The sequence below is a fragment of the Paractinoplanes ovalisporus genome (assembly GCF_016834655.1).
Taxonomy (GTDB): Bacteria; Actinomycetota; Actinomycetes; order Mycobacteriales; family Micromonosporaceae; genus Actinoplanes; species Actinoplanes ovalisporus.
In genome coordinates, this window is the sequence record NZ_JAENHP010000044.1 from 1 (window position 1) to 24,121 (window position 24,121).

Consider the following 24,121-nt stretch of genomic DNA (forward strand, 5'->3'; position numbering starts at 1 on the left):
TGAAGGGTGGGTGGCGGCAGGGAGGGTGACCGGCGACGCCGGCCGCCTGGGACCCAGCGTGCCGTAGCTGAAGGGTGGGTGGCGGCAGGGAGGGTGACCGGCGACGCCGGCCGCCTGGGACCCAGCGCGCCCCTCGCCCGAGGCCCGGCGGCAGCAGCGAGAGCGACCGGCGACGACGGCCGCCTGGGACCCAGCCCGCCCCTCGCCCGAGGGTGGATACCAGCAAAAGAGGACAGACAGCGCCCGGCCCCCCAGGCCGGACGCCGCCATCACCGCGGAACTAAGCGATCTTGCGCTTATAAGCCATCATCGCCAGCCCGTACGAGACCACCAACACCCCCACACACCACGCCAACGCGACCCAGATGTCGTTCCCCACCGGATCCTGATCAAGCAACGCCCGAATCGAGTTGACGATCGCAGTAACCGGCTGGTTCTCAGCGAACGCCCTGACCGGCCCCGGCATCGTCTCGGTAGGAACAAACGCCGAACTGATGAACGGCAGGAAGATCAGCGGATAGGAGAAGGCGGAAGCGCCGTCGACCGTGGACGCGGACAGGCCGGCGATCACCGCGAGCCAGGTCAGCGCCAGCGTGAAGATCGCCAGGATGCCGAACACGGCCAGCCAGGCCAGCGGGCCGGCCGAGGAACGGAAACCGATGCCCAGGCCGACGAGCAGGATGACCAGTACGGAGATCGCGTTGGAGACCAGCGAGGTCAGTACGTGGCCCCACAGCACCGACGAACGGGCGATCGGCATCGAGTGGAACCGTTCGAAGACGCCGCTCTGCATGTCGTTGAAGAGCCGGAAGCCCGTGTACGAGATCCCGCTCGCGATGGCGATGAGCAGGACTCCCGGCATCAGATAGTTGGTGTAGTTGCCGCTGCCGCTCTGGATCGCCCCGCCGAAGACGTATCTGAACAACAGCAGGAACGCTATGGGCATGATCGTGACGGTGATGATGGTGTCGAGGCTGCGGCTCACGTGTTTGATCGAGCGGCCGAGCATCACACCGGTGTCGTTGAGAACGTGAGCGGTCATCACTGGGCCTGCTTTCCGACGATGGACAGGAAGATCTCTTCGAGGCTGGGCTGACGTTCGACGTACTCGACCTGGGCCGGGGGAAGCAGTTTGCGCAGGTCGTCCATCGTTCCCTCCACGATGATCTTTCCCTGGTGGAGGATCGCGATCCGGTCGGCGAGCTTCTCGGCCTCCTCCAGGTACTGCGTGGTGAGCAGAACCGTGGTGCCACCGCCGGCGAGGTCCTGGATCTCCTTCCAGACCTCGATGCGGGCCTCCGGGTCGAGCCCGGTCGTGGGCTCGTCGAGGAAGATGATCGGCGGGTCCCCGATCAGGCTCATGGAGATGTCGAGCCGGCGGCGCATGCCCCCGGAGTAGGTGCCGACCCGGCGGCCGCCGGCGTCGGTCAGGCTGAACCGTTCGAGCAGGTCGTCGGCGACCCGCTTGGGGTCGGGGACGCGCCGCAGCTTGGCAATCATGATCAGGTTCTCGCGGCCGGTGAGGATCTCGTCGACCGCGGCGAACTGGCCGGTCAGGCTGAGCGAACCGCGCACCTTGGCCGGTTCGGACACGACGTCGTACCCGGCCACCGTGGCCGTGCCGCCGTCGGGCTTGAGCAGCGTGGTCAGGATGCGCACCATCGTCGTCTTGCCGGCGCCGTTCGACCCGAGCAGCGAGTAGACGGTTCCGGCCTGGACCTGCAGGTCGACGCCGTCGAGCACGACGTGGTCACCGAACGATTTGCGGAGGCCGGCGACGGAGATGGCCGGCTTGGTCAGCGTGGCATTCATGACTGGTCCCCTCAGGAGTGGTGGATCAGGATGTCGCCGTACGAGGTACGGCCGCGCACCTCGACGATCCGGTCGGTGTCGTCGGGCTGGGTGGCGTTCTGCATCTCGTTGCGTACGTGCCCGAAGCTGGTGTTGACCTCGAGCCAGGCCGCCGTGCCGGGCGCGATGCCGACGTCGAGGTTGCCCATCGAGGTGCCGAGGGTGACCTGACCGCGGACCACCTCGCCGACGCGGATGTTGCCGTTGGCCGTCTTCGCGTCGACGCCGGCGCCGGCCCGCTCGACCGCGATGTCGCCGTTGGCCGAGCGCACCCGCAGGTCGCCCGTGACGGCGTCGATGATGGTCTCGCCGTTGGAGTTCTTGATGGTCGCGGAGCCGTTGACCTCGCCGATCTGCATCCGCCCGGAGTGGGTGGTGATCTCGGCGTCGCCGTCCACGGTGTCGACCGTGACGTGGCCGGCCGCCGTGCTCAGCCGCAGCGGGCCGGTGCGTTCGAGCCAGATGTCGCCGGCCGACGACTTGAACCGGCTCTGCCCGAGGCGGCCCTCGCAGCGGATGCCGCCCGCCGCGAACTCGGCCGAGACGCGCGAGTCGAGCGGGAGCTCGATGTTCACGTCGACCGACCGGGTCTTGCGCGAGAAGTCGAAGTAGCGCTTCGGGCCGGTGACCCGCAGGGTGCCGTTCGCGTAGTCGACCCGGACCTGCCCGACGGCCTCGACGTCGGACTCGTCGTGCTCGTCGGTCGGGCGGACCTCGACGACGGTGGTGGTGCGCTCGCTCGCGGCGACCCGGAGGTTGCCGACGGCCAGGTCGAGAGTGACGGTGATCGATTCGGGAGTGTCGAATTCCGGCATGGTGGTCCCCACAATTCGGGTCGGTGGAGTGTTACTGCAGGTCAGAGGTGTGGTGGAGAATCAGCGCACCCAGCCGGTGAAACCCTGGGTGGAACGCTTGGGGGCGGCCGGAGTCGCCGCGGGCTGATGGCGGGCCGGCTGCTGCAGACCGGCGGCGGCCGCCCGCACCAGCCAGGCGTTGACCGAGCGGCCCTCCTTGGCTGCGGCCTCCTCGATCAGGTTCTTGAGCTGTTCCGGCATGCGTACGTTGATCCGGGTCGCCGGACCGTCCTCGGTGAGCGGCAGCTCGGCGGCGGGCGCGCTCTCGGCGGGTGCGGCCGGCGCTGTCTCGGCCGGGGGTGGGGTGACGATGAAGTTCGGGTCGCGGCCGCGCAGCCGCAGCTCCACCGAGCCCGGCGCGAGGTCGCGGCTGATCTCGTCGGCGGCGGCCGACAGCGCGTCCAGCAGGGTCATCCGGATCGCCGATTCGAGCGAGCCGGTCAGGCGCTCGACCAGCGCACGTGATTCCTCGCCACCGGCCTCGGCCAGGGTGGCGAACTCACGTCCCAGGTTGCTCACGTACGAGGTCAAGTCCATGGCATTACTATGGCACACGCATGGCACCAATGCAATGCCACTTTGGCTCAGCGTGGTGCCAAGCATGTGCCATAGCACGTCGGAGCCTCAGGCCGAGGGTTATCCACACTGCGGAGTTGTCCACAGGGCGCTCCGCGTTGATCGACGTTTTCCGCCACAATTGCCCAGGTGGGGGACCCCCTGGGAGGGCGGGTAATGCGCCTGGGGCCAGCTACCCCTACCCCGGTCGGGCCGCGTGGTGCCAAGTCGGGGCTCTGCTGGGCGGGGTGGTGCCAAGCCTGGGCGGTGCGGTGCCAGCCGGAACGCGGGGCGGTGCGGTGCCGGGACTCCACTGGGCGGGGCGGTTTCGAGGCCGGGCGGTGGTGCCAGCCGGAACGCGGGCGGTGCCGAGCCCGGGCGCTGGGTGAGGTCAAGTCGGAGTGCTAGGTGGGGTGGTGCGCGCTCCACTGGGTGGGGCCAAAGCCGGAACGCGGGCGGTGCCGAGCCCGGGCGCTGGGTGAGGTCAAGTCGGAGTGCTAGGTGGGGTGGTGCGCGCTCCACTGGGTGGGGCCAAAGCCGGAACGCGGGGCGAGGTCGGGCGGGAAGGCTGGGCGGGTGGTGCCAGGCCGGAACTTGGCTGGGCTGGGCGGTGTCGTACGGGTATGAGGACCGTCGCTGTCGTTGCTGCTGCTGTACTGGTGCTTACCGGCTGCACTGCCCGCACCGGGACGCCCCGACCCGCCGCCGCGCCGCCGCAGTCGGCGGCCCCGTCGCTGTCACCGGCGGGGGAGCTGTGTGGGGAACAAGTGCGTACCGACGCCCTGCCCGAGTGGGCCCGCGCCGGCTTCAGCTGGGACGGCAGTGGCACCAAGCATGTGTACGGCGCCAAGGGTGACATCATGGCGATTCTGTTCGGCTATCCGCTGACCAGCCCGCCCGCGCCGGATCGGGGGAACAAGATTCTCTGGGTTGCCCGGGAACCGATCGAGCGGGGCGGCGACCTGGAGATCCGGGCGGCGCTCGCCGGCACCACCGTCACGGCCGAGCGGACAGTTGCCGGCGGTCCCGGGCCGTCGATCATCGACCTGCCCCGGCCGGGCTGCTGGCACCTGACGCTCACCTGGGCCGATGGCGCCGACTCGCTGGACCTGACCTACGGCGTGCCCTGAAGCGGGCTGACCTGAGGCGGGCTGGTGTGAGGCGGGCCGACCAACTGCGCCCTGAAACGGGCTCACCTGAGGCGGGCCAGCCAACCGCGTCTTGAAGCGGGCCGATCAACCGCGTTCTGAAGCGGGCTGCCCTACGGCGTGCCCTGAAGTGGGCCCTCTCCATGGCTCAGCGCCAGCAGCAGCTCGCGGGTGCGTCGCAGCTTCTCGGGGTTGGGCTCACCCTCGTAGAGCGCCGCCAGCGACGCGCCGTCGGCGGCCTGGGTGATCAGGAGGACCCGGTCGGGGTGCAGGCCGTCGGCGTCGAACGCCTCGGCCCAGCGCCGCGTGTCCTCGCGCATCAGTGCGTCCACGCCGGGGACGCCGGACAGCGCCGCCGCCAGCGTGATGTGCTCCGAGCTGGTCAGGTCGTCGGTCGTGGCGGAGAAGGTCGCGTTCACGTAGCCCCGGATCAGCCGGCCCGCGGCGTGGTCGCGGGGGTCGACGGCGGCCTCGACCGAGCGGTGGAACTGCTCCACCAGGTCTTCCGCGAGCTCGAGGAAAAGCTGGTCGCGACTGCGGAAGTGGTGCAGCAGCCCGCTCTTGGAGACGCCGGCCTCGCGGGCGATGAGGTCGATGCTCACGCCGGTGCCCTGCCGGGCGACCAGGCGGGCGGCGGCGTCGAGCACCAGCCGTCGCGTCCTCGCCGTGTCCCGCATGTATCAGCTCCCTGGAAGTCAGGAACATCACGATAGTAGCCGACCATGTGGTCTGTTCTACCGACCAAATGGTCGGCTAGCGTGGGCGGCATGACGGTGGAAACAGCTGCCCCGGAGCGGGTCGGCGCCCGGCGGTGGGCTGCCCTGGCCGCACTGACCCTGGCCGTGACGCTGCTCGCGGTCGACGGCACGGTCCTGGCGCTGGCCGTGCCCGCGCTCATGGCCGACCTCGCGCCGACCGGCAACCAGTTGCTGTGGATCGGCGACGTCTACTCGTTCGCGCTGGCCGGCCTGCTGATCAGCATGGGCACGCTGGCCGACCGGATCGGCCGTCGCAAGCTGCTGCTGTTCGGGGTGGCCGGCTTCGGCGTGGCCTCGCTGCTGGCGGCCTTCGCGCCGAGCGCGGGCTGGCTGATCGCGGCCCGGGTGCTGCTGGGTGTCGCCGGGGCCACGCTGATGCCGTCGACCCTTTCCCTCGTACGCAATCTGTTCCCCGAGCCTCGCCTGCGCACCCGGGCCATCGCCGTCTGGTCGGCCGGCGCCTCCGGTGGCGCCGCGCTCGGCCCGCTGGTCGGCGGGCTGCTGCTGGAGCACTTCTGGTGGGGCTCGGTCTTCGTGATCAACGTGCCGATCATGCTGCTGGTCCTGCTCGGCGTGGCGTTCCTGGTGCCCGAGTCGCGGGATCCCGCCCCGGGCCGCTTCGACCCGCTCAGCGCCCTGCTCTCGGTGGCCGCGATCGTCCCGTTCGTGTGGGCGGTCAAGCACACCGCCCACGAGGGCCTCGACGTGACGGCGCTGGCCGCGGCGGCGGCGGGAGTGGCGGGTGCGATCTGGTTCGTACGGCGTCAGCGTCGTCTCGCCTCGCCGCTGGTGGACGTCACCCTGTTCGCCCGTCCGGCGTTCAGCGGCACGGTCGTGGCCAGCATGATCGCCATCTTCGCGTTCAGTGGCCTGCTGTTCTTCTTCTCGCAGTACCTGCAGTTGGTTCGGGGCTACTCGCCGCTCGAGGCGGGCCTGCGCGAGATGCCGCTGACCATCGCCTCGATCGTGGTCGTGGTGGTCGCCGTCCGGGTGATGAGCCGCCTCGGTGTGGGCCGGGCTCTCGGCGCCGCGCTGCTGACCACTGCCGCCGGTCTGGCCGTGCTGGCCGTGGGGGAGGGCCTCACCGGCTACACGGTGCTGGCGCTGGGCCTGATCGTGGTCGGTTTCGGCGTCGGGCTGGCCTTCACCGCCGCCACGGACGCGGTGCTGGCCGCCGTGCCGCCCGCGCGTGCGGGTGCCGCCTCGGCGATCTCCGAGATGGCGTACGAGCTGGGGGTGGCCCTGGGCATCGCCCTGCTGGGCACGCTGCAGACGTTGCTCTATCGCCGGGCCCTGCCCGACCTGTCGGCCCTGCCCGCCGGCTCGCGTGAGGCGGTGTCGGAGTCGCTGGCCACGGCCGTCCAGTCGGGCCCGGCGTCGCTGCGGCCGGCCGCACAGGACGCGTTCTCCCAGGCTATGCAGAGCACATCGTTCGTGGCCGCCGTGCTGCTGCTCGTGGCCGGAGTGCTGGCCTGGCGGGTGGTGCCGTCCGAGCCCCAGCCACGGATCTAGGCTTCAGGCATGACTACCTTTGCGGCCGGCACCATCGCGGCCCTTCGCACCGAGCACGACGCCCTCGCTGCCCTGCTCGACAAGCTCACCCCCGAGCAGCTCGAAGGCCCGTCCGGCGCCTCGGACTGGACCGTCGCCCAGGTCTTCTCCCACCTCGGCAGCGGCGCCGAGATCGCCCTGGCCGGCTTCCAGGCCCACATCGGCGAGGGCGAGAAGCCCGGCCCCGACTTCAACCCGGGTGTGTGGGACCGCTGGAACGCGAAGAGCCCCGAGGCGCAGGCGGCCGACTGGCGCGAGTCCGACGAGGCGTTCGTGGCCGCCCTCGAGGCCCTGACCCCCGAGCAGCACGAGACGATCACCGTCAACCCGGGGTTCCTGCCGGAGCCGGTGCCGCTGGCCTCGTTCGCGGGCCTGCGCCTCAACGAGGTCGCCAACCACACCTGGGACATCCGCGCCGGCCTCGACCCGCAGGCCGGTCTGCTTCCCGGATCGGCGGCCCTGCTGGTCGAGCACCTCAGCGGGGGCCTGGCCTTCCTGATCGGCTTCATCGGCAAGCCCGACCTGGCCGGTGACGCGGCCGTGGTCGAGGTCAGCGGAACGCCGTACCGCATCGTCGTCGGCGACAGCGTCGCGTTCACCACCACCGCCGACGCCCCGACGGCGACGTTCGACGGCCCGCTCGAGGCGGCCCTGCGGCTGCTCGTCGGCCGCCTGGGGCCGAAGTTCACCCCGGACGGGCTCACCGTGACCGGCAACGTCAGCCTGGACGAGCTGCGGGCGGTGTTCCCGGGCTTCTGAGCCATTCGTCGGCGAGGGTGCGGGCCCGGGCCTGGATCCGGGCGTTGCCGTCCGGGGTGTTCCAGGCCGCGTAGAACGGCCACTGGAAGAGCAGCAGGGCCAGCTCCTCGGCCACCACCGACGGGCCGGCGTCGATCGGCACGGTCACGCCGGCCGGGGTGGCCCGCACACTCAGCAGGGCCAGGTCGGCCGCCGGACGCCCGACCCCCGCCTGTTGCCAGTCGCAGAAGACGAGCGTCCCGTCGAGGTGCGTGATGTTCGCGGTGTGGCAGTCGCCGTGGATGAACGCGGGTGGCGTCGCCGAGCGGGCCTCGATCAGGCGGTCCGTGCCGGACAGGAGTTCGTCGAGCTGTGGCAGGGCGGGCTCCCAGAAGGCGCGGACCATCTCGGGGGCGGCCGGCGGGGGATCGTCGGGCGTGGCCCAGCCGGCCGGCGGGGCCATGGCGTGCAGGGCGGCCAGGTCGCGGAACAGGGCCGCCCACAGGGCCGGCGTCCACTGTGTCACGTCGAGCGGTTCCCCGGCCGCCTCCAGCAGCAGGGCGACCCCGTCCGGAGACTCGACGTGGCCGAGCAGGTCGGGGGTGCGTACGGGAACCGCGGTGGAAAGCTCCTGATAGAACCGCAACTCGCGGGTGCCGGGGGCGACCTTGAGGAAGGCCGGCGCCCCGTCGGCGGTCGTCACCGGGTGGACGCCCGCGCCCGACCGCGACTCCAGCCGGCCCGCGATCGCCCGGGGCCGCACGCGCAGGGCCCGCATCGCCTCCGAGGTGAAGTCCGGTCTCATGCGACCGGGATGGGGGACACGCGGATGGATCGAGGCACCCGGCCGACTATGCCGCAGCCTGATCGACTCCGCAAAGGTCAGTGGCCCAGCAGCGCTTTCGGCAGGGCGATGGCGGCGGCCACGGTGGCCAGGCCGGCGCCGGCCAGGAGCGTACGGAAGGAAGGCCGTTCGCCTCTCAGCCGCTCGATCCGTCCGGGCGGCACTCCGTTGTAAAAGATCGATGCATTTGAATTCTTCGTTCCAATCTTGCGGTGGGGGTCGTTAAGGTCCAGGGCGTCGTATTTGTCATGATCTTGGAGGTGGCATGACCGCGGTCCGGGCGTCCGATGCCCCGTACGCCTTCGACAACGACGAGCCCACCGCGTCCGACCTGCTCGGTGCCCTCGCCGCGACGCTCGACGAGTTCACCGTTCGGCGGCTGCGCGAGGCCGGTGTGCGGGAGGGCGCCCGCTGTCTCGAGGTCGGCGCCGGCGCCGGCACGATCGCCGTCTGGCTGGCCGAGCAGGTCGGCCCGACCGGCCGGGTGATCGCGACCGACCTCAAGCCGCAGCACGTCCAGGCGCACCCGCACCTGACCGTCCTGCGGCACGACGTGGTCACCGAGCCGCTGCCCGAGGGCCCCTTCGACGTGATCCACGCGCGGGCCGTGCTGCAGCACCTGCCGCAGCGCCGCGAGGTGCTGGCCAAGCTGGCCGGGGCCCTCGCGCCGGGCGGGGTGCTGATCGTCGAGGAGATCGAGGCCGGCTGGAGCCGCGCGGTGCTGTCCACCCCCGACCCCCGGGCCTTCGAGATCTTCGCCGAGTACGAGAAGGCGCTGACCCGGGTGCTGGTCGCCAGCGGCAACGACCAGACGTGGAACCGGCTCAAGCACGCCGCGATGCTCGACCTGGGCCTCGAACGGGTCGACACCCAGGGCTGGCAGGGCTCGTTCGAAGGCGGCACGGGCGCCTGCCTGCTGGCCTATGCGGGCTCGACCGAACTTAACGACCGGCTCGTCGAGGCCGGCATGAAGGCCGAGGACCTGCTGGCGATGCGACGGCTCGCCCTCGACCCGCGCCTCGTGCTGCGCGGCATCCTGCTGCTCTCGACGACCGGCCACCGACCCTAGGGAGCCTGCGAGATGCGAAGACTGCTGCCGGCCGTGATCGCGGCCCTGGCCCTGGTGCTGACGCCCGGATGCACCACCGCCCGCGAGAGCGACGGCCCGGGTGACGGCGCCGCGAACCTCGACCACGTCAAGTTCCTCACCGGCGCCAGCATTCTCGGCCGGGAGGCGTACATCTACGTCGCCCAGGAGAAGGGCTACTTCGCCGACGCCGGCTTCGAGGTGGAGGTGCAGGCGGGCAAGGGCACCAGCCCCAACCTGCAACTGCTGCAGAGCGGCCAGGTCGACTTCGCGGCGGTCGACATCACGGCCGCGATGATCGAGTTCGGCAACAACAAGTTCCGCGACTTCACCATCATCAACGCCATCCAGCAGCGCAACCTGCAGTGCATCATGGCGCACGCGGGCAGCGGCATCAACACCCCGAAAGACCTGGCCGGCAAGAAGATCGCCTATCTGCCGGGTGGCGTGGCCAAGGCGCTGTTTCCCACGTACGCGAAGTTGGCCGGCATCGACGAGTCGAAGATCCAGTGGGTGAACCTGCCGCTCGAGCAGCACCCGCAGAACCTCGCCGCCGGCACGGTCGACGCGGCCACCCAGTTCGCGGTCGGCAAGCCCGGCATCGAGCGGGTCGCCAAGGGCCGCGTGATCACGGTGCTGCCCTACACCGACTACCTGACCGACCTCTACGGCGTCGGCATCGGGGTCACCCGCAAGGCCGCCGACGACGACCCCGACCGGGTCCGCCGCTTCAACGAGGCGCTGCTCAAGGGGCTGAGCGACGCCGTCGCCGACCCCGCCGAGGCCGGCCGGATCTATGCGCAGCACGAGAAGATCCAACCCGAGCCGGTCGCGGCCGCCGAGAACACGCTCATGGTCCCGTACGTCAAATCGGCCGCTGGAGGCACCGCGGTGGGAGCGCTCGACCCGCAGCGGGTGGCCCGCAACATCGCCATCCTGCAGGGCGCCGGGGTCATCCCGGAGGTCTTCGAGCCCGAAGAGGTCATCTCCGTGGACCTGCTGCCGAAGTGACCCGGTTCGGCGCCCTCGCGCTCGCCGGGCTGGGCGGCGCGGTCAGCATCGGCGTGTGGTGGCTGGCCATCGTGGTGTTCGACGTCGAGGACTACACGGCGCCGGCCCCGCCGCAGGTGGTCCAGGCGTTCGGCCGGATGCCCGGCTACCTGTTCGACAACACCGGGATCACGTTGCTGGCCACCGTGCAGGGCTTCGGCATCACCGTCGTGCTGGGGCTGGTGATCGGGGCGGCGCTCGGCACCTCCCGCACACTGGAGCGCGCCTTCATGCCGTCGCTGGTGGCGCTGAACGCCGTACCGAAAATGGCCTTCGGTCCGCTGCTGCTGGTGTGGCTGGGCGTGGGGCGCGAGCCGAGCGTCGTCATGGCCGTGCTGCTGTGCTTCTTCCCGATCGTGCTGGCGGTCGTGACCGGCCTCTCCCGCACCCCGGCCGACCTGGCCGAGCTCGCCCGTTCCCTGGCCGCGGGCCGCTGGCAGACGTTCGTGACGATCCGCCTGCCGAGCGCGCTGCCCCAGATCTTCGTGGGCCTCAAACTCGGCCTGCCGCTGGCCGTGATCGGCGTGCTGCTGGGCGAACTGTTCGGCGCCGGTTCCGGGCTGGGCTACATCATCACCACCGCCGGCTCCGACACCGCGCTCTCGTTCGCCGCGATCGCCCTGGTCGCGGCGATGAGCATCGCCCTGTACTACCTGCTGGTCGCGGTCGAGCTGCTGACGCTGCCCTGGATCCGCGAGACAACCAGCCCCGCCGGTTGACAGGGGCGCGGCGGCGGGGACAGCCTCGGGGCGTGGTGAGCGCCCGATGAGGATCGCTCTGCTCGGGTCGCCGGCGGTGACCGCCGGGGAACGGCGGCTCCGGATCGCCGGCGAGAAACAGCATGCCCTGCTCGCCCTGCTGGCGCTGAACGCCGGCCGGGTCGTGCCGGCCGACCGGCTCATCGACGGGCTGTGGGGTGACGGCGGGCCGCAGGACCGGCCGAACGCGTTGCAGCATCAGGTTTCCCGGCTCCGGGCGCTGCTCGGCGGCGACCGCGTCGTGCGGCGTGACCCGGGCTACCGGTTGGACGTGCCGCCCGACGACGTCGACGTCCACCGCTTCGAACGGCTGGCCCGGGAGGGCCGCGCGGCGCTGCGGGCGGGTGACCCGCGCGAGGCCGCGGACTGCCTGCGGGCGGGGCTGGCGCTGTGGCGGGGAGCGGCGTTGGCCGGGCTGCCCAGCCATCCGTGGGTGCAGGCCGAGGCCGCGCGTCTCGACCGGCTCCGGCTGGACGTGATCGAGGACCGGGTGGACGCCGATCTGGCACTGGGCGCGTACGACGAGCTCGCCGGCGAACTCGAGACGCTGGTCGCCGAGCATCCCTACCGTGAGCGGCTGTGGGGGCAGCTGATGCTCGCCCAGCACCGCCGGGGCCGCCAGACCGAGGCCCTCGAGACGTTCCAGCGGGCCCGCCGGGTGCTCGCCGGCGACTACGGCCTCGACCCCGGTCCGGAGCTGCAACGAATCCAGGCCGACGTGCTCGCCCCGGCCCCGGCTCGAGCCGGCGGGAACCTGCCGGCGCCGCTGACCTCCCTGGTCGGCCGTCACCACGAGGTGATGGAGCTGGGCAAGCGGCTGCACGACGCCCGGCTGCTGACGCTGACCGGACCACCCGGCGTCGGCAAGACCCGGCTCGCCGTCGAGGTCGCCGGCCTAGCCTCCGGGGAGTTCCCCGGCGGCGCCTGGCTGGTGGAGCTGGCGCCGCTCACCGACCCCGCCGCCGTGACCCCGGCGGTGGCCGCCGCCCTGGCCGTGCGGGCGCCGGACGGCGACCTCGTCGCCCACCTGCGCGACCGGCAGGCGTTGCTGCTGCTGGACAACTGCGAACACCTGCTGCCCGGGCTGGCCGCGCTCGTGGCCCAGCTGCTGGCCGCCTGCCCGCGGTTGCAGGTGCTGGCCACCAGCCGCGAACCGCTCGGCCTCACCGGTGAGGCACAGTGGCCGGTGCCGCCGTTGACCCTGCCCGAGGCCGGCGCCCGGGAGCCGGGGGAGCTGCTGGGGTCGGAGGCCGTGCGGCTGTTCGAGGAGCGGGCCGCCGGTGCGCTGCCCTCCTTCACCGTCACCGCCGATAACGCCCGGGCGATCGGGGAGGTGTGCCGTCGCCTGGACGGGCTGCCGCTCGCCATCGAACTGGCCGCCGCCCGCGTCCGGGCCCTGCCCGTCACCCACATCGCCGCCGGGCTGGACGACCGCTTCCGTCTGCTGGTCGCGCACCGGCGGACGTTGCGGGCCACCCTCGACTGGAGCTACGACCTGCTCGACGCGCGGGAACGCGCGGCCTTCCCAGCGCTGTCGGTGTTCGCCGGCGGCTTCTCGCTGGAAGCGGCCGAGGCCGTGGGCGCGGGCCGGGACGAGGTGACCGGGCTCGTGGACAAGTCGCTGCTCACCGCCGGCACCGACCCGGACGGGCAGCCGCGCTTCGGCATGCTGGAGACGATCCGTGCGTACGGCCGGAAGCACCGGTCGGACGGCGGTGCCGCGGCCCGGGCCCACCGCGGGTTCTTCGTGCGTTTCGCCGAGGCGGCCGAGGCCGGTCTGCGCCACGCGGACTACCGCGGCTGGCACCGCCGGGTCACCGCCGAATACGAGAACCTGCGGACCGCGTTCGACGGCGCCCTGGCCGACGGCGACACCGGTAGCACCCTGCGTCTGGCCGCCTCGCTCTGGCTGTTCTGGGGCGCGGCCGACCGGCACGCCGAGGGCTGCGCCTGGCTGGAGGCGGCGCTGGCCGTCGCGCCCGAGCCGGGACCAGCGGCCTGGGTGACGCTGAGCTATCTGGCCGGGCAGCGCCACGACGTCGAGCGGGCCGTCGACGCCGGCGAGCGGGCTCTGGCCCTCGCGCTCGCGGCCGGCGACGAGTGGGAGACCGCGCGGGCCCGGCAGACCCTCGCGCTCGTGCTGGGCGCGGCCGGCCGCCCGGAACGCGCGGCGACGCTGCTGGCCGAGGCCCGCGTCACGATCCTGGCCACCGGGGACGACTTCTGGGCGGCGAGCTCGGACCTCATCGCCGCGACCGGTGCGGTGCGGGCCGGGCGGCTCGACGAGGCCGGGCGGCTCGGGCACGACATCCTGGCCCGGGCCCGGCGCTGCGTGTACGAGCCGTTCGAATGCTGGGCCCGGTTGCTGCTGGCGGCCGCCGCCCGGCAGCGGGTCACGGCGGCCTCCGAGCTGCGGGAGGCGTTGCGGGTGGCCCGCCGGCTCGAGCTGCCGCACTACGTAGCCTTCGTCCGCACCGAACTGGGCCGGCTCGCGGTTCTGGACGGCGATCTCGACCGGGCGCGGTCGTTGCTGACCGATGCGGTGCGGGAGGCCGAGGCGGGCGACAGTCGCTGGCAGGCCGCTCTGGCCCGCTGCGGCCTGGCCGAGGCGTTGCTGGCGGGCGGTGACGTGGAGGCCGCCGAGACGCTGTTCGGCGAGGTCCGGGCATGGGCCGAGAGCCCTGGCGCGCGCCGCACCCGGGCCACCTTCTTCACGGCGCTCGGAGGCAGCCCGTACGGGCGCTGTCTGCTCGGTCTGGCCCGGATCGCCGAGGCGCGGGGTGCCCGGCGGGAGGCGGCCAAGTTGCGGGCCACGGCGAAGGAGTGGGCCTGACGGCAGCGCCGTGGCAGTCGCGTGGCAGAACGCGCGCCCACGCTGGCGGGCACATCCTCGACGAAAGGAGAAGCCCGTGTTCGGCGAGCGGATCTGGGCCGAGCGCACCACCGCCGACATCCCGCGGCAGTTCCTCGACTCCAAGGTTCCGGCCGTCACCTACGCGTTCCAGATCGCCGGTATCGCGCTGCTCACGTACGGGCTGATCGTGCTCGGCCTTCCCGGCCTGCTGTACGTGGCCGCGGGCATCACGATCGTGCAGTGCGCGAAGGCCTGGTTCATCGACCGGATGGTGCTGCTGTTCGCCGACATGAAGAACCGGGACCAGCGGTACGCGGACTGGGAGCACGGCGCATGAACCGGCTGATGGCTTTGGAAGGTCGCTGGTTCATGGGCCGGTTCGCCCCGCGCGAGCTGCTGGAGGGCATCGACCTCTACCTGCGCCGGGAAGCGCCCGGTGAGCGGGAGAAAATTCTGGACACGATTCGCGTACGGGCCGGGGAGATCGCCACGCAGGACGCCGACATGCCGGTCGACCCGCAGTCGGAGGGCATGCTCGCACTCACGTCGACGGTCCAGGCCGCGTACGAGGTCCTGCTCCCGGTCCTCGGGGGTGACGAACGGCGTACGGTGCTCTTCCTCCGGCACGTGGTGGGTGAGGTGGCCCGCCGTCCGTTCGAGGTCGCCTTCTCCGCGCTGGGCCGGCGCCCGGAACCGATGGACGCGATCGAGAAGGCCTGCCGCAAGGAGGCGCCGCTCTATGGCGACTACTACGAGATGGCGTTCGAGCGGCCCGGCCCCGGCAACTTCGAGATGCGGGTCGGGCGGTGCTTCTTCCTCGACCACTTCACCCGCCGGGGCAACCCGGGTCTGACCACGGTGATGTGTGCCTGGGACGCCAACTGGATGCGGGCGGTCGACCCCGCGGTCAGCGGCCTGCGGGCCGAACGGACGACGCTGATGTCGCAGGGCGGCGACGCCTGCCGGTTCCGGGTGGTGGCGACCGACGATCCGCTGGCGGCCTACAGCGACGCTCTCGAAGAGCTGGCGTGACCTTGTTAGCGTTGTCGGCATGACGTGGCTGGGTGCGGTCTGGTGGTTGGTCAGCATGCTGACCGATGCCGGGCCGTCCACGCTGGCCGGCGTTCTGGTGGTGGCGGCGCTGGCGGCGGTGGTGCTGCTGGTCGTCCGCGCGGTCGGCGGCGACGAGACCGCCACCCACGGGCTCGCCCTGCGCAGCCGGGCCGACAAGGCCGGCGTGCCCCGCTATCGCGACCCCGACGCCCCGGGCCGGACCCGCCCGAGAGGACCGACTGTGCGGCCCCCGGCGGCCGCCTGAGCAAGACGCGGCCGCTGGTGACGCCTGTCCGCCAGCAGTCTCTCTCTTTCTCAGGGGTCAGCCATGTCCGTCATCTATACCGGTATTTCCGAACTCATCCAGCTCTGGCAGTCGGTCTGGGGCTTCCTCGGCGCCGACTGGTCGTGGGTCGTCGCCATCGTGTTTGTCGTCCTGACCGTGCGCGTCGCGCTGCTGCCGCTCTTCGTCCGCCAGATGCGCTCGCAGCGGGCCATGCAGCGACTGGCGCCCGAGATGAAGGCGTTGCGCGACAAGCACCCGGGCGACATCCAGGCGCTCGGCACCGCGATGACCGAGCTCTATCGGCGCGAGGGCGTTTCCCCGTACGCGAGCTTCGTGCCCCTGCTCGTCCAGGCGCCGATCCTGTTCGGGCTGTTCCACGTGTTGCGCCACCTGCGACCGACGATCACCGACCCGGCTTCGCAGACCCTGTACGGCTGGACGGCCGCCCAGTTCCACGAGGCGTCGCACGCCACCCTGCTCGGCGCCCCGCTCGCGTCGACCTTCAGCAGCGGCGGCGCCCTGGTGGCGGCGGTCCTGATCGCGGCCATGGTGACGACGACGTTCTTCACCATGCGGATGTCGCAGACCCGCAACGCCCCGGTCGAGGACCCGATGCAGCAGATGATCCAGCGCCTGATGACGTACGGGATCCCGCTGTCCCTGCTCGTCAGCGGCGTGATCTTCCCGGTCGGGGTGCTGCTCTACTGGACGACGCAGAACGTGTTCGCGCTCGGCCAGCAGGCGTGGCTGTTGCGGCGCTATCCGTTGGTACCCGTCAGCCGGTAGCTGGATCGGGGCCTGCCGGGAGGCGGCCGGGTGGAGCGTCGCCGAGACACGCGCGGCTCTGCGCGAGCAGTCGTTCTGCGGATGGCATGGGCACCGTGTCGCGGCATGATCAGTTCATGACGAGTTCCCCGCCCGGCCACTGGACCGCGACCGCCGCGGTTCCGCCGCCGTCTGCGCGGCACCGATGGCGGTGGGTGACAGCCGTTGCCGCCGGTGTGCTGGTGCTGCTGGTCGGGGTCGGGGTTCTGCTCGTACGGCCGTCGCCCGTGGTGCCGGCGAACACGTTCGTCGCGGGTGTGGCCGTCGGTGGCCTGGACGAGCGGCAACTGCGGGACGCGCTGGACGGGCCGGTCCGCGACCAGGTCGAGCAGCCGGTGGAACTCGTGGTGGGCTCGCAGCGGTTCACGGCCCGGCCCGGTGAGCTGGGCATCCGGCTCGACGCCGACGCCACCCGCGGACAGGTCGGCGCGACCCGGCTGCGGTTGCCCGGTGGCGGGCGGCACGACGTGGAGGCGGTGCTCAGTGTCGACGAGGCGGGGGCGGCCCAGGCGCTGGAGACGCTGCTGGCGCCGGTCACCAGGCCGGCCCGCGACGCTTCCGTACGGCTCGAGGCGCCCGCGCCCCTGCTCGACGGGAAGGGTGATCTCGCGTACGAGGCCTCGGACCGTGGGGTGACCCTGGACAAGGGGGAGCCGGGCCGGGGCGTGCCGACCGCCGACGCCGTACGGCTTCTGACCGAGGCCGTGCGGGCCGGGCGCACCACCCTGACCCTGCCCGTGCGCACGCTGCCGCCCGGCGAGGCCGACCCGAAGCTGGCCGGGGTCGACCAGCTGATCGGCACGTTCACCACCTACCACCCGTGCTGCGCGCCGCGGGTCACCAACATCCACCGCATCGCCGACCTGGTCGACGGCACCGTGGTCCCGGCCGGGGCGACGTTCTCGCTGAACGACACGGCCGGCGAGCGCACCCGGGCCCGCGGCTTCGTGCCCGCGCCGGCCATCGTCGACGGTGAGCTGGAGGACCAGTTGGGCGGCGGTGTCTCCCAGTTCTCGACGACCCTGTTCAACGCGGCCTGGTTCGCCGGGCTCGACATCCGCCGGCACCAGCCGCATTCGCTCTACATCACCCGCTACCCGCCGGGCCGCGAGGCGACGCTGGACTGGCGCTCCATCGACAACGTCATCCACAACAACACGTCGGCGCCGTTCGTGATCCGGGTCCGCACGACCGGCACGTCGGTGACGGTCGGCCTCTACGGCCACACCGGCGACCGCAACGTCGAGTCGGTCACCGGGCCGCGCTCACCCCGCGACAACGGCGGTTTCCGCATCACGGTGAAGCGCACCATCCTGCAGGGCGGCGAGGTCACCGGAACCAACACGCTCACCTGGACGTATCGCGGCCTGGATTAGGCTGGGTTCCATAGATGCTGATGATCTGATTTCCGGAACTCTCACCAGACGCGCGCGATCGTTCGTCCAGGCTCACGGGCACCGGGTCGACGGGCCCCGGGGCGGGCTGCTGCTTCCGCCGAGCCGTTTCTACAACGGTGGCCCGAAGATTCTCCGTAGCAGCGAGCCGGTGCTCGCCGACACCGAGCGATATTCCATGGACTACGGGTTCGTCGTCGGGCCGGGCGGCGAGTTCGCCATCGAGAACGGCGTCTCCCAGGTCGCCCTGCACCGGTCGGTCGCCGGGTGGATCGAGGCGCTCGCGCTGGAATGGTCGGCGGCGCACTGCTCGCCGCGGATCGTGACGATCCACGGGGAGGCCGTCGACGACCTCGATCTCACCGGGTTCGAGCCGTTCGACGAGGTCGCCGGCGTGAGTGACACCTGGTGGCGCCGGGGGGATACGGTCGTCGCCGTCCGCTGCGGCGAGGCACTGCTGTTCGGCCACCCCGCGTCCCGGAGCGCCACCCTCTACGAGGGCATCGTCGAGGCGCCGATCTACCTGGACTACTGAATCCTGAGGAGTTCGAGCATGAGCCTGCGCAAGATCAAGCGTCCGCAGGGCGACTTCTGGTTCGACTTCGAGGCGTTCGCCGAGGACGAGGACGGCTTCTGGCTGCGCGGGCCGGTCGGCACGCCGTGGCGGGCGCCCCACGCCACGGGCAGCTCGGAGGTGCCGGTGGTGGTGTTGCTGGCGCCGGGCCGCCCGTGGGCGGCGTGGTGGGTCGGGGACCCGGCCGACCGGCGTCTGGAGATCGACGTGTGCCGCCCGCCGGAGCGCGACGGCAACGGCTGGCAGTACGTCGACCTCGAACTCGACCCGGTGCTCCACGAGACCGAGGGGCGCGTGGAAATCGAGGACTGGGACGAGTACGACGAGTCGGTCCGCAACGGCTGGATGACCGCCGACGACGCCAAGCTGGCCCGCGTGGTGGCCGAGGGCTGCGCCCAGCTGCTGCACCAGCGTTCCGAGCCCTGGCTCGACCGCGGCTGGAAGATGCTCCCGGACTCCTAGCGTCTAGCGGCGCAGGAAGACGCCGTCGAGGGTGGCGCCGTTCGGGGCGGTCAGGGTCAGGGTGCCGGTGCGCTGCTTGGTGACCGGCAGCCACAGCACGACCCGGGTCGGGATCGAGGCCTTGAGCGAGATGGTGCCCAGCTTTGTGCCGGCGTGGGCGACGGTGAGCGGGCCGCACGTCGGGCAGGCCCGCACCACCACGCCGACCTGGGTGGCGGTGACGCCGGGGCGGGAGGCGGTGCCCTTGGCCGGCATGGTGGTGGCCGTGTTCGCGACGAAACCGGGCCAGGAGATGCGCTTGGTGTTCTTCGAGACGGTCAGCCAGCGGTCGTCGAACGGGGTCAGCGTGCACTTCTCGGGCGACCAGTCGCTGGTCTTGGCGGCCACGTCGCGGGCGCGGGCCGAGAAGCAGTACGACTTGCCGGCGGCCAGGGCGATCGTGGCGCGGGGCGCCTTGACGCGCTGCAGGGACGACGGGTAGCCGTACCCACTGGTGGGCTGGATGGCCGAGGTGGTGCGCCACCGTACGTCGTAGTTGTCGATGCCGCCGTCGTCGGTGGCGGGCCAGTTCACCGGGGCCGACGCGGCCAGCACGGTGGCCGGCGCGGTGACTGCGGGCACCGAGGGCGGGCTGAAGTCGACGACGAACACCCGGTCGGGGATCGGCACCGCCACACCGCGGATCTTGGCTGACATGCGCAGCGTGTGCCGGCCCTCGCCGACCTCCGACGTCACGAAGACGCTCGTCCAGTAGAGGCTCTGGGTCGCGGTGCGGCGCATCGGCGACGCCATGTTGACGGGCAGCTTGCCGTCGATGGTCGCGCTGACCTCGTCGGCCGGGCCCGGGTTGGTCACCTCGAGGCCGAGCGAGATCCGCGACGTGCCGAACTCGAAGAGCTGATTGGCGGTCGGGGCGGTGATCACGGCGTACGGGGAAGCCTTGATCGTCACGGCCGAGGTGCCGAGCGCGCCGCACACCGTCCAGTCGAGGCAGCTGTTGGGATAGACGGCGACCCGCACGGGACCCTGCGCCACGTCTTGAGCGGGCACGACCAGGCGGAAGGTGCCGTCCTCGGCCACCGGTGCGCTGATGCCCCGCATGCCCTGCTCGCCGATCATCGGCGAGACCTGCGGCACGAGCTCCGGATCGGCCACCCGCCCGGCGACGATCAGCCCCTCCTCGGTGAACGAGGTGATCGTCGAGCCGGCCTTGGGCGAGGTCACCACGATGTCGCCGGGAACCTCGTCGACGTAGACCGGCGTGCCCGCGCTGAACTGGTAGCCGTTGCCGTCCGGCACGTCGGCGTAGATCGTGTAGACCCCGTCGCCGAGCGCCCCGGTGTCGAACGTGCCCGAGAAGCGCCCGTCCACGACCGGCACGGTGACCTTGAGGTCGTTGTTGAGCAGGATCCGTACGGTCTCACCGGCCGGGGAACCCGTGGTGCGCCCACTCACCGTGACCGGGCCGGGCTTGATCAGCTGGTACGGCGTGAGGCTGTCCACCCGGATGGTCGTGGCCGCCTGCGCCGACGGCTGCACCACCGCGGCCGCGACACCGGCCGTCACGAGCACGGCCGCCCCGGCCAGAATCTTCCACCGCATGGTCTTTGGTCCCGTCCCGTCCCGGCCTCAAGATCGTTGCCCCGGCATCGTGCCTTTCGGTGGCCGGGAACGCATCCCCCGTTCGGGCGCGGCAGGTGTGACAATCAGCGGCCATGAGCCGCCGCTGGATCGTCGCCCTTCTCAGCGTGCTCGTGCTGGCCGTCGGCGGTTACGCCCTCTGGACGTGGCTGCGTTTCCACGTCGCCTCGCTCGAGCCCCAGGCCTACTACGCGTCGGCCGAGGGCGGCCGGGACCCGCTCGCCCTCTCGGTGGCCGTGTCGTGGACGAAGGAGGGCTGGTGCGACGGCCAGTTCACGATCCCGGCGACCGAGACCCCTTACGAGGTGAGGCTCGGAACCGTGGTGAGCCGCGAACGCCCCGGCATGGACTGTGCGGGCGTGGGCACCGTCGGCAACCTGGCGTGGGTCGACGTCCACCTGGCGGCGCCGCTCGGCGACCGGAAGGTCGTACGGGTCAGTGACGGCGCGGTGCTGCCACGCTCAGATGGCGGAAGGCAGTCGCTCGGGTGCCTCCAGTTGGGGCAGGTGGCCGGCCCGCGGCAGCAGCGTGAACTCGGCGCCCGGGATGGCGTCGGCGTACGCACGGCCGTACGCGGGCGAGACGATGCCGTCCGACTCGCCCCAGACCACCCGTACCGGCAGTGACACGGTTTTCAGGCGGTCGCGCAGGGTGGGGTCGGTCATGCGCATTCCCGTGTACGCGGCCAGCGCGGCCACGTCCGGCCCCCGGCGCGACGGGTCGGCGGCCATCAGCGCCGGATCGTGGAACGACAGCGCGGCCAGCTCGGCCGGGGCCAGCGTGCGGACGTCGGTCACCGGATGGTCCGGTACGTCGAGACCGACCGCGTTCACCAGTACGGCTCTGACCAGCCGGGGACTGCCGAGCGAGGCCATCTCGGCGGCGATCCAGCCCCCGATCGAGTTGCCGATGACGGTGGTGTCCTCTTCCAGCATCTCGTTGTAGAAGAGGGCCAGGTCACGGATGGAGTTGAGATCGGCGGGCCGGGGCGTGCCGTCGAACCCGGGGTGGGTGGGCACGATCGCCCGGCCGGCGAGCAGGTCGGCGAACGGGCGCATCGAGCCCGGCCCGGCCCCGCCGTGCAGCAGTAGATAGGTCACGCCACGATGATTGGCCGCACCTCGCCCGTACGGGAGATGATGGTTGATCGTGGGACCCTCACCACCACCCTCATCCGCGCGCCGGCTCGAACTGGCGGACTTCCTGCGTACGCGCCGGGCCGCCCTGCCCCCACCCGAGGGCGACACGAGCCGCCGCCGGACGCCCGGACTGCGCCGCGAGGAGGTCGCGCAGCGTTCCGGCGTGGGCCTGTCCTGGTACACGTGGCTGGAGCAGGCGCGCGACGTCACCCCGTCCGACCAGGTGCTGCTCGCTCTGAGCCGGGCGCTGGAGCTTTCGCCCTCCGAGCGCGAGCACCTGTTCCTGCTGGCCGGCGTCGCCCCGCCCGGGCTCGCGGGCGGTCTCGACGACGAGACGGCCGCGCTGGTCGAGGGCCTGATGCCGCATCCCGCGTTCGTGCTGAGCCCACGCTTCGACGTGCTGGCCGCGAACCGGTCGGCCCGGCTCGTGCTGGGTCCGGTGGACAACCTGCTGGTGTGGCTCTTCACGGACGGAACCTGGGACGAGACGGCAGCCGGGTGGCAGCAGACGGCGCTGGCCAATCTGCTCGACTTCCGGACCGAGTTCGCCCGCCACCCCGACGATCCGGCCTTTGTCTCGCTTGTCGGGGAGCTCCGGTCACATGCGCATTTCCGTACGTGGTGGGAGCGCCACGACGTGCAGGTCCTGGAGCCGTCCCACAAGCGGATCCCGCACCGGGAGCTGGGCGAGCTGAGCCTGTTGACCGTGCAGAGCCGGCCGAGTCACGCCCCTTGGCTTCGCTTGCGAATCCTGGTGCCGGCCGATGCCCGTACGCGCGAAGCTTTGAAGCCGATATGAGTGCGATTTCGCCGGTTGTGAAACACCTTTCGACAGAGCCCCCTGGTGTTCGCGGGCTGATCGGTTCCCGGTAGCGTACGGGCCGCGGTTTCGGCTCGCAGTCTCCCGAAGAGTGGTGACATCATCATTCGCCAGGCTCGAGGCGGTGCCGGCAGCTAGCGTTGGTTCGGCGCAGTTGATCCCTGCGGCGCGCCGATTTCCCGTGCAGTCAGGGCAGTCGAGGAGTGTTCGTGCTCGCAAAGCATTTCGGTGATGCCGGCGGCGAATGGTTACGGAGTCGATCCTGCGTAGGGGAGGGGAACTGCGTTGAGCTATTGGCGTCCGTCGATGGCTCAAAGATCCACATGCGGAACTCCACCATGCCCGGCACGACCCTGTCCTTCGATGCGATCGAATGGCGGAACTTCATCGACGCGATCAAAGCCGGTGAACTGCCGCTAACTCGCTGACCGTGACGGCGAGGTGGGCGCCTCGGCGATCGCCTCGCAGTACTCGCGGCTTCGTGACGGTGGCCCGGCGCGTAAAGCCCGTAGGTACTCGTCGTTGACCAGATCGCGGAAGTGCTCGCGGCGGCGACGCCCGTGCTTTCGTCGATGCCACTCGCTGTGCTTCTCCCAGAACATCCGGGGCACCTCGGAGTCGAAGAAGCTTCGCAGATACTCCCGTGCCTGTGCCTCGTCGATGACATCCAGAGCCCAGAGCCGTGCCCAGTTCTTGATCACTTTGCTGCAGTAGTAGAAAAGGTCTTCGTCAACGCCGTCTGGGGCGACGCGGGATCCCCAGCACTGCCGGTACTTGGGATCTTTCATGGCGAGCAGAACCAGATCCTCCGCGAAGTCGGCGGCGGCGTCCCGTCGTACCTCTTTGAGTTGCCGGTATTGCAGGAGGATCGACGCGGCCACGACGAAGAGGGCGATGCAGGCCACTACGGCGCTCGCGCCGCCGTACGCTTGGCCGACGTCTGCGATGACCGAGTAGTCCGTATCGCTGTATAGTCTACGCATTACCGCGGGGGAAGCGATCACGGCGACCGTGCTGCCCGCGAAGACGATCAACGTCAGCGCGGGCATCAGCATCCGGAAAGTTCTCCGCGCAGGCGTTGATGCCTGGAGTTCACTGGCCCTCATCCGAACTCCCTAGTCCGCTTCTGTCGCCATTATGAACGAGCGCGCAACATTCTCCTACCACTCATTCATGCGCTCTGCCGAACGCGACAAAGCATTTGGCTATCAAGCAACTTGCTAGGTCGCATCCAGCTGGCGCGCAAATGAAAACTGCGTCTGGAGCGCATCCAGTTGCTCAACATCTCGGACGTCCAGCGACAAATCCCAGATCATTTCGCGACTTGCTTCAGCCCATCGCTTCCTGGGGCCGCCCGTGCTCTGAGGCGGGGCGCAAAATGGCGATCTTTTGCGTGTATCAGGCTGTGCTGTGAGTCTTGTCGCGTGACATGCATCAGGGGGATGTCTCGGTAGATGTTTCAGTGGTTGTGGCCATGCGGCTGGTGAACGCGGCGCTGTTGTCGAACAGCATGATCAGGGAGCAGACGGTGAACGCCTGCCGGATCGCAGTGACGCGGCCTGCGCGGTCTCGGAGTGTGCGGTGTGGCAGGCGGGTACAGTCGTCGAACCCGGTTACCTGATGCCGTTACGCGGTGCGTTTCGACGAACCGTGCTCCCAGGCGAACTCGGCTGCGCGCGGCCGGAGTTCTGCGGCAAACTGCGCGGCTAGTTCGTTTGGTGGCTGCTGGATCTTCCCCCAACCCGCCCCTACCTAGCCTCGGGCGTTCAGTAAGGGCTGCTGCTGGCGGCGTCCGGGAACGCGAAAGTGCCTTCTGATCTGGGATGATCTGACTTGTCTAGGATCAGAATCGTCCGTCACGGAAGGCACTCTCAAGGTG

General features: G+C 70.9%; 26 protein-coding genes. 16 read left to right on the forward strand and 10 right to left on the reverse strand.

Going from position 1 to position 24,121, the window contains the following annotated elements; genetic code table 11:
• Nucleotides 1-280: 280 nt before the first annotated feature.
• From JIG36_RS50610 to JIG36_RS50625, 4 genes are read right to left on the reverse strand one after another with little or no spacing between them, the layout of a single operon-like run.
• Complete coding sequence (locus JIG36_RS50610) at nt 281-1,042, reverse strand: ABC transporter permease (protein WP_203384123.1); 762 nt, start codon at nt 1,040-1,042, stop codon at nt 281-283.
• A complete protein-coding gene (locus tag JIG36_RS50615) occupies nt 1,042-1,812 on the reverse strand; it encodes an ABC transporter ATP-binding protein (RefSeq protein WP_203384124.1) in 771 nt (256 codons plus the stop codon). The genes JIG36_RS50610 and JIG36_RS50615 overlap by 1 nt, the downstream gene beginning before the upstream one ends.
• An 11-nt stretch (nt 1,813-1,823) precedes the next feature.
• On the reverse strand, nt 1,824-2,666 hold the full coding sequence (locus tag JIG36_RS50620) for a DUF4097 family beta strand repeat-containing protein (RefSeq protein ID WP_203384125.1): 843 nt from the start codon (nt 2,664-2,666) through the stop codon (nt 1,824-1,826).
• A gap of 60 nt (nt 2,667-2,726) precedes the next feature.
• Nucleotides 2,727-3,242: an Arc family DNA-binding protein gene (locus JIG36_RS50625; RefSeq protein ID WP_203384126.1), complete on the reverse strand. Its 516-nt coding sequence runs from the start codon at nt 3,240-3,242 to the stop codon at nt 2,727-2,729.
• A 785-nt stretch (nt 3,243-4,027) separates the two neighbouring features.
• Here JIG36_RS50625 and JIG36_RS50630 point away from each other — a divergent pair.
• Nucleotides 4,028-4,390 carry a hypothetical protein gene (locus JIG36_RS50630; RefSeq protein WP_236050185.1) on the forward strand — a complete coding sequence of 121 codons (363 nt, stop codon included), beginning with the start codon at nt 4,028-4,030 and terminating at the stop codon, nt 4,388-4,390.
• 131 nt (nt 4,391-4,521) lie between these two features.
• On the opposite strand, the gene JIG36_RS50635 is transcribed toward JIG36_RS50630, so the two are convergent.
• Nucleotides 4,522-5,085 (reverse strand): TetR/AcrR family transcriptional regulator, encoded by a 564-nt coding sequence (locus JIG36_RS50635; RefSeq protein ID WP_203384128.1) that lies wholly within the window; start codon nt 5,083-5,085, stop codon nt 4,522-4,524.
• Between the two features lie 90 nt (nt 5,086-5,175).
• Between JIG36_RS50635 and JIG36_RS50640 the strand changes: the two genes are divergently transcribed.
• Both JIG36_RS50640 and JIG36_RS50645 read left to right on the forward strand, forming a co-directional pair.
• Entirely contained in the window at nt 5,176-6,678 is a 1,503-nt protein-coding gene (locus tag JIG36_RS50640; protein ID WP_203384129.1) for an MFS transporter, read from the forward strand.
• A gap of 9 nt (nt 6,679-6,687) precedes the next feature.
• Nucleotides 6,688-7,476, forward strand: coding sequence for a maleylpyruvate isomerase N-terminal domain-containing protein (locus JIG36_RS50645; protein WP_203384130.1), 789 nt, complete (start codon nt 6,688-6,690; stop codon nt 7,474-7,476).
• On the opposite strand, the gene JIG36_RS50650 is transcribed toward JIG36_RS50645, so the two are convergent.
• Nucleotides 7,436-8,260, reverse strand: coding sequence for a phosphotransferase family protein (locus JIG36_RS50650; protein ID WP_203384131.1), 825 nt, complete (start codon nt 8,258-8,260; stop codon nt 7,436-7,438). The genes JIG36_RS50645 and JIG36_RS50650 overlap by 41 nt on opposite strands.
• Nucleotides 8,261-8,337: 77 nt before the next feature.
• Entirely contained in the window at nt 8,338-8,463 is a 126-nt protein-coding gene (locus JIG36_RS53790) for a hypothetical protein (protein WP_268919975.1), read from the reverse strand.
• 101 nt (nt 8,464-8,564) lie between these two features.
• Between JIG36_RS53790 and JIG36_RS50655 the strand changes: the two genes are divergently transcribed.
• The 11 genes from JIG36_RS50655 (at nt 8,565) to JIG36_RS50705 (ending at nt 18,642) form a co-directional block, all read left to right on the forward strand.
• Nucleotides 8,565-9,368: a class I SAM-dependent methyltransferase gene (locus tag JIG36_RS50655; protein WP_203384132.1), complete on the forward strand. Its 804-nt coding sequence runs from the start codon at nt 8,565-8,567 to the stop codon at nt 9,366-9,368.
• 12 nt (nt 9,369-9,380) lie between these two features.
• The gene (locus tag JIG36_RS50660) at nt 9,381-10,397 is read left to right on the forward strand and encodes an ABC transporter substrate-binding protein (protein ID WP_203384133.1); all 1,017 of its coding nucleotides are present in this window, start codon (nt 9,381-9,383) and stop codon (nt 10,395-10,397) included.
• Nucleotides 10,394-11,155 (forward strand): ABC transporter permease, encoded by a 762-nt coding sequence (locus JIG36_RS50665; protein WP_203384134.1) that lies wholly within the window; start codon nt 10,394-10,396, stop codon nt 11,153-11,155. Before JIG36_RS50660 ends, JIG36_RS50665 begins: the two co-directional genes overlap by 4 nt.
• Before the next feature lie 46 nt (nt 11,156-11,201).
• Nucleotides 11,202-14,027: an AfsR/SARP family transcriptional regulator gene (locus tag JIG36_RS50670; protein ID WP_203384135.1), complete on the forward strand. Its 2,826-nt coding sequence runs from the start codon at nt 11,202-11,204 to the stop codon at nt 14,025-14,027.
• Nucleotides 14,028-14,037: 10 nt separating this feature from the next.
• Nucleotides 14,038-14,385: a DUF6653 family protein gene (locus JIG36_RS50675; protein ID WP_307873253.1), complete on the forward strand. Its 348-nt coding sequence runs from the start codon at nt 14,038-14,040 to the stop codon at nt 14,383-14,385.
• 8 nt (nt 14,386-14,393) lie between these two features.
• Nucleotides 14,394-15,080, forward strand: coding sequence for an L-2-amino-thiazoline-4-carboxylic acid hydrolase (locus tag JIG36_RS50680; RefSeq protein WP_236050187.1), 687 nt, complete (start codon nt 14,394-14,396; stop codon nt 15,078-15,080).
• Between the two features lie 19 nt (nt 15,081-15,099).
• Nucleotides 15,100-15,366, forward strand: coding sequence for a DUF6412 domain-containing protein (locus tag JIG36_RS50685; protein WP_203384138.1), 267 nt, complete (start codon nt 15,100-15,102; stop codon nt 15,364-15,366).
• A 63-nt stretch (nt 15,367-15,429) separates the two neighbouring features.
• Nucleotides 15,430-16,173 carry a membrane protein insertase YidC gene (yidC, locus tag JIG36_RS50690; RefSeq protein ID WP_203384139.1) on the forward strand — a complete coding sequence of 248 codons (744 nt, stop codon included), beginning with the start codon at nt 15,430-15,432 and terminating at the stop codon, nt 16,171-16,173.
• Nucleotides 16,174-16,289: 116 nt separating this feature from the next.
• On the forward strand, nt 16,290-17,588 hold the full coding sequence (locus tag JIG36_RS50695; protein WP_203384140.1) for a VanW family protein: 1,299 nt from the start codon (nt 16,290-16,292) through the stop codon (nt 17,586-17,588).
• 169 nt (nt 17,589-17,757) lie between these two features.
• Nucleotides 17,758-18,141 (forward strand): hypothetical protein, encoded by a 384-nt coding sequence (locus JIG36_RS50700; protein ID WP_203384141.1) that lies wholly within the window; start codon nt 17,758-17,760, stop codon nt 18,139-18,141.
• Between the two features lie 18 nt (nt 18,142-18,159).
• Entirely contained in the window at nt 18,160-18,642 is a 483-nt protein-coding gene (locus JIG36_RS50705) for a ribonuclease FAU-1 family protein (protein ID WP_203384142.1), read from the forward strand.
• A gap of 3 nt (nt 18,643-18,645) precedes the next feature.
• Here the strand turns inward: JIG36_RS50705 and JIG36_RS50710 are convergent, their stop codons facing one another.
• Together JIG36_RS50710 and JIG36_RS50715 are read right to left on the reverse strand one after the other, a co-directional pair.
• Nucleotides 18,646-20,244: a hypothetical protein gene (locus JIG36_RS50710; RefSeq protein WP_203384143.1), complete on the reverse strand. Its 1,599-nt coding sequence runs from the start codon at nt 20,242-20,244 to the stop codon at nt 18,646-18,648.
• A 500-nt stretch (nt 20,245-20,744) separates the two neighbouring features.
• Entirely contained in the window at nt 20,745-21,383 is a 639-nt protein-coding gene (locus tag JIG36_RS50715) for an alpha/beta fold hydrolase (RefSeq protein ID WP_307873254.1), read from the reverse strand.
• Nucleotides 21,384-21,432: 49 nt separating this feature from the next.
• Between JIG36_RS50715 and JIG36_RS50720 the strand changes: the two genes are divergently transcribed.
• Both JIG36_RS50720 and JIG36_RS53795 read left to right on the forward strand, forming a co-directional pair.
• Entirely contained in the window at nt 21,433-22,221 is a 789-nt protein-coding gene (locus JIG36_RS50720) for a helix-turn-helix transcriptional regulator (protein WP_203384144.1), read from the forward strand.
• Nucleotides 22,222-22,451: 230 nt separating this feature from the next.
• Entirely contained in the window at nt 22,452-22,670 is a 219-nt protein-coding gene (locus JIG36_RS53795) for a DUF397 domain-containing protein (RefSeq protein ID WP_203384145.1), read from the forward strand.
• On the opposite strand, the gene JIG36_RS50730 is transcribed toward JIG36_RS53795, so the two are convergent.
• A complete protein-coding gene (locus JIG36_RS50730) occupies nt 22,659-23,297 on the reverse strand; it encodes a DUF6082 family protein (protein WP_203384146.1) in 639 nt (212 codons plus the stop codon). The genes JIG36_RS53795 and JIG36_RS50730 overlap by 12 nt on opposite strands.
• Nucleotides 23,298-24,121: the final 824 nt, after the last annotated feature.

What these genes read in the sequence shown, in the direction of transcription:
- JIG36_RS50635 (WP_203384128.1), bottom strand. Translation starts at nt 5,085, where the DNA reads ATGCGGGACACGGCGAGGACGCGACGGCTGGTGCTCGACGCCGCCGCC.
- JIG36_RS50680 (WP_236050187.1), top strand. Translation starts at nt 14,394, where the DNA reads ATGGCTTTGGAAGGTCGCTGGTTCATGGGCCGGTTCGCCCCGCGCGAG.
- JIG36_RS50685 (WP_203384138.1), top strand. Translation starts at nt 15,100, where the DNA reads ATGACGTGGCTGGGTGCGGTCTGGTGGTTGGTCAGCATGCTGACCGAT.
- JIG36_RS50655 (WP_203384132.1), top strand. Translation starts at nt 8,565, where the DNA reads ATGACCGCGGTCCGGGCGTCCGATGCCCCGTACGCCTTCGACAACGAC.
- JIG36_RS50640 (WP_203384129.1), top strand. Translation starts at nt 5,176, where the DNA reads ATGACGGTGGAAACAGCTGCCCCGGAGCGGGTCGGCGCCCGGCGGTGG.
- JIG36_RS50695 (WP_203384140.1), top strand. Translation starts at nt 16,290, where the DNA reads ATGACGAGTTCCCCGCCCGGCCACTGGACCGCGACCGCCGCGGTTCCG.
- JIG36_RS50710 (WP_203384143.1), bottom strand. Translation starts at nt 20,244, where the DNA reads ATGCGGTGGAAGATTCTGGCCGGGGCGGCCGTGCTCGTGACGGCCGGT.
- JIG36_RS50730 (WP_203384146.1), bottom strand. Translation starts at nt 23,297, where the DNA reads ATGCTGATGCCCGCGCTGACGTTGATCGTCTTCGCGGGCAGCACGGTC.
- yidC (WP_203384139.1), top strand. Translation starts at nt 15,430, where the DNA reads ATGTCCGTCATCTATACCGGTATTTCCGAACTCATCCAGCTCTGGCAG.
- JIG36_RS50650 (WP_203384131.1), bottom strand. Translation starts at nt 8,260, where the DNA reads ATGAGACCGGACTTCACCTCGGAGGCGATGCGGGCCCTGCGCGTGCGG.
- JIG36_RS50610 (WP_203384123.1), bottom strand. Translation starts at nt 1,042, where the DNA reads ATGACCGCTCACGTTCTCAACGACACCGGTGTGATGCTCGGCCGCTCG.
- JIG36_RS50670 (WP_203384135.1), top strand. Translation starts at nt 11,202, where the DNA reads ATGAGGATCGCTCTGCTCGGGTCGCCGGCGGTGACCGCCGGGGAACGG.
- JIG36_RS50615 (WP_203384124.1), bottom strand. Translation starts at nt 1,812, where the DNA reads ATGAATGCCACGCTGACCAAGCCGGCCATCTCCGTCGCCGGCCTCCGC.
- JIG36_RS50620 (WP_203384125.1), bottom strand. Translation starts at nt 2,666, where the DNA reads ATGCCGGAATTCGACACTCCCGAATCGATCACCGTCACTCTCGACCTG.
- JIG36_RS50625 (WP_203384126.1), bottom strand. Translation starts at nt 3,242, where the DNA reads ATGGACTTGACCTCGTACGTGAGCAACCTGGGACGTGAGTTCGCCACC.
- JIG36_RS50645 (WP_203384130.1), top strand. Translation starts at nt 6,688, where the DNA reads ATGACTACCTTTGCGGCCGGCACCATCGCGGCCCTTCGCACCGAGCAC.
- JIG36_RS50660 (WP_203384133.1), top strand. Translation starts at nt 9,381, where the DNA reads ATGCGAAGACTGCTGCCGGCCGTGATCGCGGCCCTGGCCCTGGTGCTG.
- JIG36_RS50705 (WP_203384142.1), top strand. Translation starts at nt 18,160, where the DNA reads ATGAGCCTGCGCAAGATCAAGCGTCCGCAGGGCGACTTCTGGTTCGAC.